Source organism: Tamlana crocina, from assembly GCA_040429635.1.
GTDB classification, from domain to species: Bacteria; Bacteroidota; Bacteroidia; order Flavobacteriales; family Flavobacteriaceae; genus Flavisericum; species Flavisericum crocinum.
The window spans coordinates 2,087,753-2,100,728 of record CP158972.1; the positions used below are offsets into that span (position 1 = coordinate 2,087,753).

Annotated in this window: 10 protein-coding genes; all 10 read right to left on the reverse strand. The window is 40.4% G+C overall.

Annotated elements, in window-relative coordinates; all coding sequences use genetic code 11:
* Positions 1–109: 109 nt before the first annotated feature.
* Positions 110–826, reverse strand: coding sequence for a hypothetical protein (locus tag ABI125_09215; protein XCF04905.1), 717 nt, complete (start codon positions 824–826; stop codon positions 110–112).
* Positions 827–1,003: 177 nt separating this feature from the next.
* On the reverse strand, positions 1,004–2,155 hold the full coding sequence (locus ABI125_09220; protein XCF04906.1) for an alpha-hydroxy acid oxidase: 1,152 nt from the start codon (positions 2,153–2,155) through the stop codon (positions 1,004–1,006).
* A gap of 4 nt (positions 2,156–2,159) precedes the next feature.
* Positions 2,160–3,020: a fumarylacetoacetate hydrolase family protein gene (locus tag ABI125_09225; GenBank protein XCF04907.1), complete on the reverse strand. Its 861-nt coding sequence runs from the start codon at positions 3,018–3,020 to the stop codon at positions 2,160–2,162.
* A gap of 24 nt (positions 3,021–3,044) precedes the next feature.
* Positions 3,045–3,827, reverse strand: a complete 783-nt coding sequence (locus ABI125_09230; GenBank protein XCF04908.1) for a glucose 1-dehydrogenase — start codon at positions 3,825–3,827, stop codon at positions 3,045–3,047.
* A 138-nt stretch (positions 3,828–3,965) separates the two neighbouring features.
* Positions 3,966–4,847 (reverse strand): AraC family transcriptional regulator, encoded by an 882-nt coding sequence (locus ABI125_09235; GenBank protein ID XCF04909.1) that lies wholly within the window; start codon positions 4,845–4,847, stop codon positions 3,966–3,968.
* Positions 4,848–5,057: 210 nt separating this feature from the next.
* Complete coding sequence (locus ABI125_09240; GenBank protein XCF04910.1) at positions 5,058–6,473, reverse strand: hypothetical protein; 1,416 nt, start codon at positions 6,471–6,473, stop codon at positions 5,058–5,060.
* Between the two features lie 41 nt (positions 6,474–6,514).
* A complete protein-coding gene (locus ABI125_09245) occupies positions 6,515–7,804 on the reverse strand; it encodes a class II aldolase/adducin family protein (GenBank protein XCF04911.1) in 1,290 nt (429 codons plus the stop codon).
* 91 nt (positions 7,805–7,895) lie between these two features.
* Positions 7,896–9,266: an FGGY family carbohydrate kinase gene (locus ABI125_09250; protein ID XCF04912.1), complete on the reverse strand. Its 1,371-nt coding sequence runs from the start codon at positions 9,264–9,266 to the stop codon at positions 7,896–7,898.
* A 95-nt stretch (positions 9,267–9,361) separates the two neighbouring features.
* Positions 9,362–10,642: a sugar isomerase gene (locus tag ABI125_09255; protein ID XCF04913.1), complete on the reverse strand. Its 1,281-nt coding sequence runs from the start codon at positions 10,640–10,642 to the stop codon at positions 9,362–9,364.
* A gap of 78 nt (positions 10,643–10,720) precedes the next feature.
* Positions 10,721–12,826, reverse strand: a complete 2,106-nt coding sequence (locus tag ABI125_09260; protein XCF04914.1) for a bifunctional aldolase/short-chain dehydrogenase — start codon at positions 12,824–12,826, stop codon at positions 10,721–10,723.
* Positions 12,827–12,976: the final 150 nt, after the last annotated feature.

Here is a 12,976-nt window from a genome sequence, read left to right on the forward strand (position 1 = left end):
CATTTGGAAAAATTAAGACATGATAATTGATTTCCATCAACATTTTAGGAAATACGATGTTATAAGCCACAGTAGGATAGATGACGATATGCCGCAATAAACAAGTATTTCATGCCTCGCGCTTCACCACACGTTTGGTAATGGTTTTGATATCTTCAAAAGCTTCACCTTTTAACAGCCAAGAAATACCGAAAGGGATAATGGCAGTGGTTTCAAAAACATAAACATAGTGGTCTTTTAGTGGAATTGGAATATTTGTAAATTTTTCGAGAACTACGAAAATGATAATCAGCGCTACTGAAATAAACACCAAATTTCCACACCATTTGTAGATTGTGTTGTTAGGGTCGTTTTCGTCTCTAATAAACTTAAAACGCGACATCCAGCCCATACAAAGAATAAAAACGCCCGAAGCTATAAAATGAATGGCATTTAAAGTGGTTGAGTGGTGCCCGAATAATGGGAGCGGGATGTTTTCAAAATTCGAACAAAGAAAATCGATAGTGGCACTCGAACTATTTTTGCAGGATGTTGGGATGAAAACTACTAGCAATGCAGCAAAACCACCTATGTTGGTCAAAACATCATCACTTATTTTTTCTGAAGTTTTATCGAATACATAGCCACGATATGAAATTAAAAATAGCCCAAAAGTAGCGAGAATGATTATCAGTATTTGCGACGTTAGCCTATCGTAGTAATAATGGCTTATTGAGGCTAAAAACTCTCCCTTAATAATGGGCAAAACAATGGGCAATAACAAACCCAATGTGCCGATAAGTTTTCGGATTCTATAATCGGATGACAATAGGGGTTTGTCTTGCATGTCTCTGACTTTTGGTTGCTTTTACAATATAGCGAAAACTGACGGCGATTTTCAAAAAAAGATTTTGCCCGACAGCGAATATATCGGGCCAACAAATGCCTTTATAGCAAAAAAAAACACCCGAAGAGCATTGGCTAAACGGGTGTTTAGAATTTTGGAGTATAAATTTGAAATGGTTTATTTCACTAAAAAATTAGGGAAATCGGCTGTGGTCTCACAGCATAATTGGTCCATAACCTGTTTTAATTCTGTTTTCAAAAGGGAAATAGTGTGGTCACCTCCTTTTTTACCCAAGGCTGAAACACCGTACATAAACGAACGTCCCAAGAAGCTAAACTTGGCACCACTAGCCATAGTTCTGGCAATATCTGGGCCAGAGCGCAGGCCGCTGTCCATCATAATTTCTATTTGATTGCCATATTTTTCAGCAATAGTCGATAATGGTTTTATGGTCGATTCACCAGCATCCAATTGTCTACCTCCGTGGTTTGAAACTATAATACCGTCTAAACCAAGTTTTATGGCCTGCTCAGTGTCGTATTCTGAAGCTACCCCTTTAATAACCAACTTGCCTTTCCACATATCTCTGATTGGTTTTATTTTTTCCTCGTTTAAGCGACCGTTAAAGGTTTGGTCCATAAACTTGCCCAGTTGTTTTAAATCCAAGCCTTTAGGCATATAAGGTTTTAAACTTTCAAAGTTGGGCTGGCCGTGTTTTAAGGTTTCAAATGCCCAATGTGGCTTTCCTAAAATCTGTAAAATATTTTTAACAGACATTTTTGGAGGCATGGCCAAACCGTTTCTAATATCGCGTGGTCTAAAGCCAAAAGTAGGTACGTCGCAAAGAATGACCAAAACAGGACATTCGGCGGCGGCGGCACGATTTATGATATCGTCTCTAAGTTTGTCTTCTGCTGGGTGATAAAGTTGAAACCAAGATTTTCCTTCGGTAAGTTCACTGGCACGCTCAATACTTGTAGTGGTTACTGTACTTAGAATGAATGGGATATTATGTTCAAATGCCGATTTTGCCAATATTTCTGGGGCATTGGGCCACATTAAACCTTGAAGCCCAACAGGGGCAATACCAAAAGGTGCATCGTATTCTATTCCAAAAAGTTTGGTTTTTAAAGAAGACCCGGTATAATCCCTCAGGTATCTTGGTTTTAATTGTACATCTCTAATTTCCGATGTGTTTCGTATTAGGTTTACATCTTCATTACACCCACCGTCCAAATATTCAAAAGCGAATTTAGGAATCTTCTTTTGGGCTCTCGTCCTTAAATCGTCGATTGAAGGGTAACGGGTATCAAATTTAATTTCTGCCATTTTATTATTGTTTTTTAAAAGGAATCACTTTTTGTTTTGAAGTACCCAAGCCTTCAATGCCTAACTCAACCACATCACCAGCTTTTAAATACACGGGAGGGTTTAGACCTAAACCAACTCCAAACGGCGTTCCTGTTGAAATGATATCGCCAGGCAATAGTGTCATAAATTGACTGATGTGGCTGATGGATTGCTGAACGTTGAAAATAAAATCGGAAGTAGAGCTATTTTGCATGACTTCACCATTTAATTTCAACCATAAATTAAGATTGTTTGGGTCTTCAATTTCATCGGTTGTTGCAATAAAAGGACCAATGGGGGCGAAGGTATCACAACCTTTTCCTTTACACCATTGACCGGAACGCTCAATTTGAAAAGCACGTTCACTTACGTCGTTGTGAAGAACATAACCCGCAATATGGTTGAAAACATCTTCCTCTTCAACATACGATGCTTCTTTGCCAATAACGATAGCCAACTCCACCTCCCAGTCAGTTTTAGTACTGCCTTTTGGAAGCATAATATTGTCGTTGGGTCCAACTATAGCGGTGGTCGATTTAAAGAACAGCACAGGCTCTTTTGGTACTTCCATTCCGGCTTCGGCGGCGTGCTGTGCATAATTCAACCCGATACAAACCAGTTTTGACGGACGGGTCAGCGGTGCACCCAACCTTACATTATCGTCAATTTCCTGGCAACTGTCTTGGTTTGCCACCAACCAAGTTTTTAGTTTTTCAATACCGTTATTTCCGAAGAAATCTTCGTTATAGTCTGAGCCAAATGCCGAAACATCTATTTTTGTTCCGTTGGCCAATTGTACTCCTGGTTTTTCTGCACCTTCAGCACCAAATCGTATTAATTTCATAATTGATGTCGTGTTATTTTTTGATTAATTTCCATTTAGGGTAACAAAACCACCATCAATGGCATAATTGGAACCTGTAATAAATCCGGCTTCGTCCGAACATAAAAACAGCACCAAATCGGCAATTTCCTGGGTGCTTCCCATGCGTCCAATGGGTTGTGTTCTTGAAAGTTTCTCGAACATTTCTTCCTCTTTTCCGGGGTAGTTATTTTTTATAAAGCCGTCCACAAACGGCGTATGTACACGCCCAGGAGCGATGCAGTTACAGCGGATGCCATCGTTTATATAATCTTTGGCAATGGAGTAGGTCATGGTCAATACCGCACCTTTGGTCATCGAATAGGCAAAACGGTCGTTCAAGCCAACGGTTGACGCAATGGAAGCCAAATTCAAAATTACCCCGTTTTGTTGTTTCTTCATAAATGGTATAGCTGCTTTTATGCAGTTGTAAACGCCTTTAATGTTCACGTCGTAAAGACGGTCTAAATCGGCTTCTTCACAGGCTTCAATATTTCCCACGTGGGCAATTCCGGCGTTGTTTATTAAAATATCAATAGTGTCGTTTTCGGCTATTTTATTGGTGATGTTGAGTACTTTTTGCTGATTGGCTACATTGCATTGATGAGCTTCTGCCTTTCCTCCAATTTTTTTAATTTTAAAAGCCACAAATTGTGCAGATTTAAAATCAAAATCCATAATATGGACTTTTGCGCCTTGATGGGCAAAGGTTACAGAAATGGCTTCGCCAATACCACTGCCACCACCAGTAACAAGTACCGTTTTATTCTTTAAGCTGAATTTCGCCATAACTGTTTAATTTCGAATTTATACCGCTTGATATAGTGCATACAAAATTACGTTGAATTTAAGCAACGATATTCTTAATATATGATTAGTTGTGATACTTTTTTTGCCTTGTTGTGTTTGCGGTATCATATTTGGCAATTATTGTTGCGGTAGATTAGACCTTTTACGTTTTTCGACATATTCTGAAGGGGTACAGTTCATGCTGAGTTTAAATTGCCTGTTGAAGTTTGAAACATTGTTGAAACCAGATTCGTAGCAAACGCTTGAAATATTGAATTTATTCTCTTGAAGCAGTTTACAGGCATAACCGATACGGATTTCGGTAACATATTTTGAAAAGGTCTTGCGGTTCACTCTTTTGAAAAAGCGACTAAAGGCCGAAGGGTTCATATTGGCGATTTCAGCAGCCTTTTCGAGAGAAATATCTTGGTTGAAATTTTTAAAAATATAGGCTTGCACGTTGTCTTGTGCATCACTCTTTGAAGCTTGAAACGAATTGACAAATCCTTGGCTGGACAAGCGCATGGTGCTTTTGTGTTTGGCCAATTTGTTCAATATATGTAGAAAAGCCATGGTTTTTTCAAAGCCTTCCAATTTCAGCATGTTATGAATTTCTGAAATTACGTTTTTATCAATATTCAAAAACTTTAGTCCAAAACGGGCACGTTCAAATAATTCCAAAATATGGATCATTTCTGGCTTTTCGAAAAACTTGGGGCCGAGATAATCTTTTTTAAAGTGTATGGCAATGGCTTTGGCAGTTTGTTTTGAAGTTTGAAGGAAATAGTCTTCATCATTCTGCCACATGTGCGGTAGGTTTTCACCAATTAGCACAACGTCCCCAATACCAAATTTTTCAACGCTATCGCCAATAAAACAAGTACCCTCACTTTTTAAAACCACTACCAGTTCCAATTCTGGGTGATAATGCCAAATTTTTAAAAAGTAAGGGTACTCGTTAACCTTAGTTGCAAACGAAATGTTTCCCAGATTACTCCGATCTAAAAGGTGAAGTTTCATGTTTAAAAATACACTTCATGTTATTTAGCTCAAATATAGTTTATAATTAGTGTATAGGCAAAAATAGTACAAGATATAAGAAGTAACATTTAATACACCTCTATCATAGTTAAACGAAATGAGGTATTAACAACAGAGGGATAATTATAATAACAAAAAAGCTTCCTCTATTAAAATTGGAAGCTTTTTTTGAAAAGTTAGAGCTTAACGCTAATGTCTTTTACTCTGAAATTGTTTGCTAAAAATCAAGAACAGAACCCCGCAGAGTATCCAAGCGGGTAGGGTTACAAATGACAGAAACACATCGAACTGAATGGATATGAAGTAAAATATGCCGAAGCTCACTGCCCATGCCCAAAACACCGATTTATTGAACTTAATATTGGCTTCTTCGGCGTAGTTTTTAACGATGCCTACCTTCTTGTGGAAGAAATGTTCGAATACGATAATGGCGCCAACCGGCGATAGGATAAAGCCGTACAGGGCCACGAAGCCAAGGAGTTTCATGGCAAAGGCCGGAAACAAACCGGCAATGGTAGCGATTGAGCCCGCCAGTATGGTCACTTTTGCTGTTGACAGCTTGGGCAGAATGGCCTGAAAGGCTAGGCCGGCCCTATAAATGGTAGGATTGGCTGTTGTCCATCCAGCAAGCACTACAGCTATGATCCCAAAAACACCGATGGCATTATTGGCCAGAGGGCCGGGGGCAACCGGAGGGGCTTCACCGTTGGTCAAAAAGGCCTGCGCCTCTGGGGTCTTTAAATAAACGGCATACAATAAGCAAGCAGCGATCCAGGCCATGTAGTGCCCAACGTACATACCGGCGGCCGTTGTCCATCCGGAACTGGCCTTTTTTGCAAACCTGAAAACCGAAAGGTCGGACATGCCGATATGCATGGCACTATTGGCGAACCACGACCATATCAGAACATGCCAAAAGGTATATTTTATTTGGCCGGGGAAAGGCTCTTTTCCCTCGCCCCAAATATCCCAAAAATCAGAAAAGCTGGAAACGCCCAATTGGTTTAGTGCAACAACGCCACATGCAATAAAAGCCAATACAATGACGGGCGACATCCAATTTGCGGCTTTAGAAACCGTATCGTAACCTCTGGCAGCAATGATGGAAATTACGGCACCAATCAAAATTACGATAATGATCCAAGTTAGGCCATTGGGCAGGGTATCGTCAAGTTTTGGCATGGGCATATCGAACGGGATACCAACTGCCGTGGCAGAAACCGTGATCATGGATCCCGCTAAAAAACAAAAGAGGACACCGTTGGCCAGATTGTAAGCGGTTACCAAGTTTTTCCCACTTATTTTTTCCAATTGAAAATAGAGCGTCAGCCTGTTTTTAACGGCAATTTCGGCCGTAAGGAAGCGCCAAGACAAAACGGCCAACAAATTCCCGAGCAACAGGCCCACCAACAGATCGAAAGCACTGACACCGGCGGTTAAAAATAACGGCCCAATCATAAATTCGGTTCCTGCGGCATGCTCACCCGCATACATCCCAAGGAAACTTTTCCAGCTTTTTAGATTGGATTTGGGTACAGGGGTGCGTTCAAATTCGCCTCCTGCAATGTCTTCAATAATTTCTTCTTCTACGTGTGATAATGCCATATATGGAATTTTGTTTAGTTAGTATTGACTTATTTTGCTCATTAGGTTAAAAATTTCTTTCTCAATTCTTCAACTTGTTCATCGTTTATAGGAACCATTTCACCAAGTGAGGCGCCCATAACAATCGATTTTGCACTAAATTCGGCGACTTCAAGGTAATCAAAAGTTTGTAGTAATTTATCGCCGGTAATAATTACAGAGTCATTTTCAATAATTAAAGCTGTGGTACAGTTTTCAACTATTTCGGAGTTGTTGTTAAACTTAAAGTGTGTACCATATTTTACCGATGGAATATCTTGTAAAAAGATCCAACTCTCCGGTATGGTTCGCACATTCAAATAAGATTTTGTTATTCCAAAGGCCATCAAATACGGCGATTGCGTCATGATAATGGAATTTACGTTTGGGTTATTTTTGTAAATTTCTTCATGAATCCAAGTGGCCCTGCTCGGTATTTTCCCTTTTTCCCTTTTGCCGCCTTTTATCTGTACAATATCCTCCAAACTCATATCCCAACGGCTTACATCGGTAGGAGTGATTAAAAAATCGTTGTCTTTCCATCGCATAGAAACCGTACCGTATGAACTGATCATCAAGCCTTGCTCGCAGGAACGTTTAACGATATTACAAATTTGTAAGCGCTTTTCAACCTCATCGGGTAAATGCTCTGTGGTTTCCATTTCGGGAAGCATATGTGCCGCCTGTTTCTCGAAGCTGTTGATGTCTTCGTCGGTTAAATAGTTTGGGGTGCCAATTTGCGAACCGTACAAAATAGTTCGGGCACAAAACTCCAGCATTTCAAAGCGTTCAAAAGCATCGGTTAAATCACTTCCGCCCAATACCGTACCATGGTTTTCCATGATAACAGCTTTATACCCTTTTTTAAACTCATCGGCTATTACTTCGCCTAATTTATCACTGCCGGGCAATTCGTATTTGGCATATCCAATTGGGCCACAAATATGTTTGGCTTGCGAAATAATATTGGTATTAGGTATGTTTCGAACAATACTGAAAGATACCAAAGCAGGAGGGTGGGCATGGATAACCGATTTTATGTCTGGCCTGGCCTCGTATATAGCTTTATGGAATGGAAACTCTGAGGATGGTTTATGTTTGCCAACAATGCTGCCATCTTTTTTTACGCAGATAATATCAGAGGCTCTAAGTGACCCTTTATCAATGGCCGATGGGGTTACCCAAATATCGCCATTATCGTCAATTATTGAAATATTGCCACCCGATGTAGTGGTCATTCCACGTTTGTAAATTCTACTAATAATTCTAGTAATCTGGTCTCTGGGATGTTCTAATTTGAGGTTTTTCGACATTTTTACAGGTTTTATGACATGTTACATTCTCACCAGTATTACTATTGAATTGTTGTTCAGTTTACTTTCAAAAACAAATGGTTTCCAGTTTTTATTTGGTTATAAACGGAACGTGCTTTTTCAATGAGTAATTTTTTTTGAGAAATTTGGAATTCAATTTTTTGTCTGAAATTGAAATGGCAGCGCCCAAAGCCGAGCCCAATGATGAGTCGGTGGTTCGCAATTTCATGTTTCTGAAATAGTGCGACAGCAGTTTAACAAAAAGGTCGTTGTCGCTAAAGCCGCCATCCACATAAAGCCGTTTTATCTCCGCACCTCCAACTACGTCGCGGATACTTTTTACCTGTAAAAGTACAAGCTCGGTCATTAATTGATGGTAGGCATGTTCAAATTTATCGTAGGTGATTTCGGTTTTGTCCGGCATGTTTTCATCTTGTATGCTTTCCCATTTAAACATGTGCTTAAAGTCGTGAATGATTTCAGAATACAGGTCGTAATCAAACTTTACGTGACGGTGGTAATCTTCATCAACCCCGAATTGTTCGCTCAATTTGGCTACCTGGATTTTATATTCGTTGCCCAGAAACACACGTGTTGCCTTTACGGGTTTCCCGTTGATCCGCATATAATTTATGGAATCTTCAGCATCGGTATCTTCAACTATGGCGTGCTCCGCAAATGGGTTTAGTGTAATGCTCCAAGTTCCGGTTGAGACCAATACGAATTTTTTCTTTACGCTGCGCACATAAGGCAACAGGGCAGAAGAACTATCGTGAATGCCCACACCTATTTTGATGCGTTTTCCGTTGTAGTTCATGTTGATGCTGGTTTCGGTAGAAACGATGGGAGGCAAAATTTTATGCAATTCCTCTTTGTAGACCCAACTGTGATAATCTTTTATGGTATAGTCCCAAAGTGCGGTATGGCAGCCAATGCTGGTGTATTCGCTCAATGGAATGCCCGTAAAAATATAGCTGAGATATTGCGGGAGGTGCAACGAGTACTTTATCTTTTTGAATATTTCGGGCTTGGTGTGCTTGATCCAGTACAACTGCAGACCGGAATTTAAAAGGCTTAAATCGAAACAGCCGGTGGTTTTCAGGAATTCTTCTTTCGGCCCATATTTTTCAACAAAGGAATCTATCACGCTTTGGTCGATGTCCTTGGTGTAATTGTAAAGCGGTGTGAGTACCTCGCCGTTTTGGTCGAGGTGGACGAAGCTGGCACCGTAAGTTGAAAAGTTAATGGCCGTTACGTTAAACTGCTTGGCATTGAGAATGTTTTCGAAAACGCCTTTTAGCCAATTTTGCAATGCGCTTAAATTTTCGGTTGGGTGGCCATCTTCATCAACTATTTCATCGAATTTGGAATATTCTTTATAGACTTCTTTGTAGTCTTTATCAAAAAGGAAGAATTTCTTATTGGTTTTTCCTATGTCAAATACCGCCGTTACGTTTATCATTTCGTCAATTTAGTTTTGAAATAACTTTTTGGTGGGTTAGTGTTGGTTTAGTATTGGGGTTTAAAAATGCCCTAATTAAAGGGCATTTAAATTTATTATAATCCGGTGGCCACGGTGTGTTTGCCTCTTTCATCTATAAGCTGGTTTCTTACATCCAAGGTACGGTAAGCGTTTATAGGGCTTAGCGCACCGCCAGCTTTTAATCTGGCTTCGGCCAATAGTGGACGAACATCGGTTCTGTAGGCATCCTGAAGGATCTCTTGGCATTTTACCACATCGTTGTTTAATTGTGCGGCTTTCAGCTCCGCTTGGTCAATCAACAAAGCTTTGGCGTAAGCTTCCTGAATAGCCTCTAGGGATTGTATTAAATCTTCCAACGGGTCTTTTACGTTATGGCTGGCATCAATCATCCAAGCCAAATCTGGATTGTTCGGATTGTTTTGCATACCATAAACCAATTCGTTAAAGATTAGGAATAGGGCATAGGGCTTGATGCTTCCCACGGTTAGATCGTCATCGCCATATTTGCTGTCGTTAAAGTGGAAACCTCCCAATTTGGCTTTCGACATTAATATGGAAACGATCTGCTCGATATTGCTGTTTGGCAAATGGTGGCCCAAATCCACCAACGAATAGGCTTTTTCGCCACAAGCATTGGCCAACATAAACGAGGTGCCCCAATCTTGGATTACCGTGCTGTAGAAGTTTGGCTCGTAAGGTTTGTACTCAATGAGCATGCTCCAATCATTGGGTAAGCCTTTGTAGATTTCCTTTAAGCTGTTCTCCGTATTTTGAAGGGCTGTTTGGAAGTTGTTCTGGCCAGGGAAACAAGACCCATCGGCCAACCAAACGGTCAAACTTTTTGAGCCCAATTTATCACCGATGTTGATCACATCCAGGTTATGCTGAATAGCCTGTTGCCTTACCGCTTCGCTGGTGTTGCTCAACGAACCGTACTTGTAAGTTTCCTTGGCATCCTTTTGGTCTTGGAACGTGTTGGAGTTTACCGCATCGAACTTAATATCCAATCCGTTGGCGATTTCTTTAATGGCAGCATAATCCTGTGGAATGTCCCAAGGAATATGAAGCGAAACTGCACCTGCCGTTTGCGTAAGGGCGTGCAATATACCCACGTCCTGAATTTTTTGCTCTAAGCTTGAAGGCTCTCCGTAAAATGAAAAACGTCCAAATCTGGTACCGCCAGCACCCAATGCCCAACTTGGTATAGCTACTTGGAAGTCTTTTAGTTTATTGATAATACCTTGCACATTGGCACCTTTTTTTGATAAGTTATTCGATAAAAAATCGAATTGTTCTTGGTGCGATTGAAGGCTTTTTTTATTCGAATCTTGAATATGGTTCTGTTCTATTTTCATGGATTAAAATTTAAAAAAAAACTCCCATATATATTTGATATGCTATGGAAGTTTTTCAACTAAAACTAACTCTAATAACTATCTTACGAAGGCATTTGCCATTCCGCCGTCCACATTAATGATGTTTCCGGTGCTTTTATCTAAAATACCTACCAATGAAAACACGCCGTTGGCAATATCTTCTGGGTATATAATCTCGTTCAACAGGTTTCTTTTGGCGTAGTGTGCAGGAAGCTCCTCTACGGTAATACCGTAAGCTTTGGCGCGACCTTCGGCCCAAGCACCTTCCCAAATTTTACTGCCCACAATAACACCATCTGGGTTTACTACGTTTACACGGATTTTATCTTTTGCCAATTCGGCGGCCAATAAGCGTGACATGTGCTGTTGTGCCGCTTTAGCCGTACCGTAGCCTACATTGTTTGGTCCTGAAACCAATCCGTTTTTACTGGCGATACTGATGAAGTTTCCGCCAAGGTTTTGCTTGCGCATCACTTCAACGCCAGCTTTAGCCAATTCAAACTGGCCTTTAACCAAAACATTCTGCAACAAATCCCAATCTTTTTGTGAAGTTTCTTCGATTGGTTTAGAAATGGCCAATCCTGCACTGTGTACAATAATATCTACCCCGCCAAACTCAACACATGCTTTTTTGTATGCGTTGACGATAGAATCGTAATTGGTAACATCACACACGGCATAAGTTGATACATCGCGCTTGTAAGTAGCGTGGGCTTCTTTTAGGCTGTCTTCGTTAATATCGGTCAATACCACGTTGGCACCTTCGGCAGCCAACTTATCGGCAATCGCTTTACCGATACCTCCACCAGCACCAGTAACCAATGCTATTTTACGGGATAATGGTTGCTCTTTTGGCATACGCTGCAATTTAGCTTCCTCCAATAACCAGTATTCAATATCAAAAGCTTCCTGTCTTGGTAAGGACGTGTATTCAGTAATCGCTTCGGCACCACGCATTACGTTAATGGCGTTGATGTAAAACTCACTCGCTACACGTGTAGTTTGCTTGTTTTTTGCAAAACTGAACATACCTACGCCTGGATAAATAATAATTACCGGGTTAGGGTCGCGCATGGCCGGGCTGTTGTCTCTTTTGCAAGTATTGTAGTAATCGGCGTATTCTTGTCTGTACTGCTCGAATGCAGGCTCTAATTTTTTAAGTACGGCATCGGCATCCGATAAATCTTCATTGGTATCTAAAGTTAAAACCAATGGTTGGATTTTGGTACGCAAGAAGTGGTCTGGACAAGAAGTCCCCATTGGGGCCAATCTTTCTAAATCATTACTATTAATGTATTCCATCACTACATCGATATCAGAGAAGTGACCTATCATTTGGTTTTCAGAAGAGCATAACCCTCTTAATAAAGGCATTAATTGCGCTGCTTTTTCCAAACGCTCTTCTTTTGGAAGGCTCTCTACTTTTTGTCCTCCAAACACCGAACCTTTTTCCTTGATTTTATTTTCGATATATTCAGAAGCCTTTTCAATAACTTCCAAACTGTTCATGTAACACTCGTAAGAAGTATCTCCCCAAGTAAATAATCCGTGGCTCCCTAAAACAATGCCTCTAATGCCCGGGTTGTCGTTTAAGCATTTTTCCAATTGAAGACCTAAATCGAAACCAGGACGTTGCCAAGGCACCCATCCCATAGTGTCGCCCCAAATTTCTTTGGTTACTTTTTCGCTGTCTTTAGCGGCAGCAACGGCAATAAGGGCATCGGGGTGCAGGTGGTCTATGTGCTTGAACGGTAACAAACCATGTAAAGGCGTGTCGATAGATGGCGCTTTACTGTCCAGATCGTAAATACAATGGTTAAATAAGCCAACCATGCGGTCTTCATCTTCCAATCCTCCGTAAACATTTTTTAAATCACGCAATCTATTAGTGTACAAACCAGCGATACCAGAACGGGTTAAGGTACCGATGTCCCCGCCGGAACCTTTTACCCACATCACTTCAACCTCTTCATTGGTTAAAGGGTCTTTTTCAATGGTTTTGCAGCTCGTGTTTCCACCGCCATAATTTGTGATTCTTAAATCTGCTCCTAATATGTTAGAACGGTATAAGAATAAAGCGACTTGGTCGTCTCCTAAGCTTTCTGCTTTTTCATTATCCCAAAGATAATCTACGTATTTGAAGTTTTTTGTTACTGTGCTCATGTTGTTTTTAAAAAGTTATACTACAAAGATATGTTAAGGTTAGAATGATTCTATCCTGTACTGTACTGTAATTTTTGATTTATATGTTTTTTTTAGAAAATCTCTAATTACAGAGGAACAAATGTAAAAAAACACATATCTATTTTACGC

What these genes read in the sequence shown, in the direction of transcription:
- ABI125_09255 (XCF04913.1), bottom strand. Translation starts at nt 10,642, where the DNA reads ATGAAAATAGAACAGAACCATATTCAAGATTCGAATAAAAAAAGCCTT.
- ABI125_09220 (XCF04906.1), bottom strand. Translation starts at nt 2,155, where the DNA reads ATGGCAGAAATTAAATTTGATACCCGTTACCCTTCAATCGACGATTTA.
- ABI125_09230 (XCF04908.1), bottom strand. Translation starts at nt 3,827, where the DNA reads ATGGCGAAATTCAGCTTAAAGAATAAAACGGTACTTGTTACTGGTGGT.
- ABI125_09250 (XCF04912.1), bottom strand. Translation starts at nt 9,266, where the DNA reads ATGATAAACGTAACGGCGGTATTTGACATAGGAAAAACCAATAAGAAA.
- ABI125_09225 (XCF04907.1), bottom strand. Translation starts at nt 3,020, where the DNA reads ATGAAATTAATACGATTTGGTGCTGAAGGTGCAGAAAAACCAGGAGTA.
- ABI125_09245 (XCF04911.1), bottom strand. Translation starts at nt 7,804, where the DNA reads ATGTCGAAAAACCTCAAATTAGAACATCCCAGAGACCAGATTACTAGA.
- ABI125_09235 (XCF04909.1), bottom strand. Translation starts at nt 4,847, where the DNA reads ATGAAACTTCACCTTTTAGATCGGAGTAATCTGGGAAACATTTCGTTT.
- ABI125_09215 (XCF04905.1), bottom strand. Translation starts at nt 826, where the DNA reads ATGCAAGACAAACCCCTATTGTCATCCGATTATAGAATCCGAAAACTT.
- ABI125_09240 (XCF04910.1), bottom strand. Translation starts at nt 6,473, where the DNA reads ATGGCATTATCACACGTAGAAGAAGAAATTATTGAAGACATTGCAGGA.
- ABI125_09260 (XCF04914.1), bottom strand. Translation starts at nt 12,826, where the DNA reads ATGAGCACAGTAACAAAAAACTTCAAATACGTAGATTATCTTTGGGAT.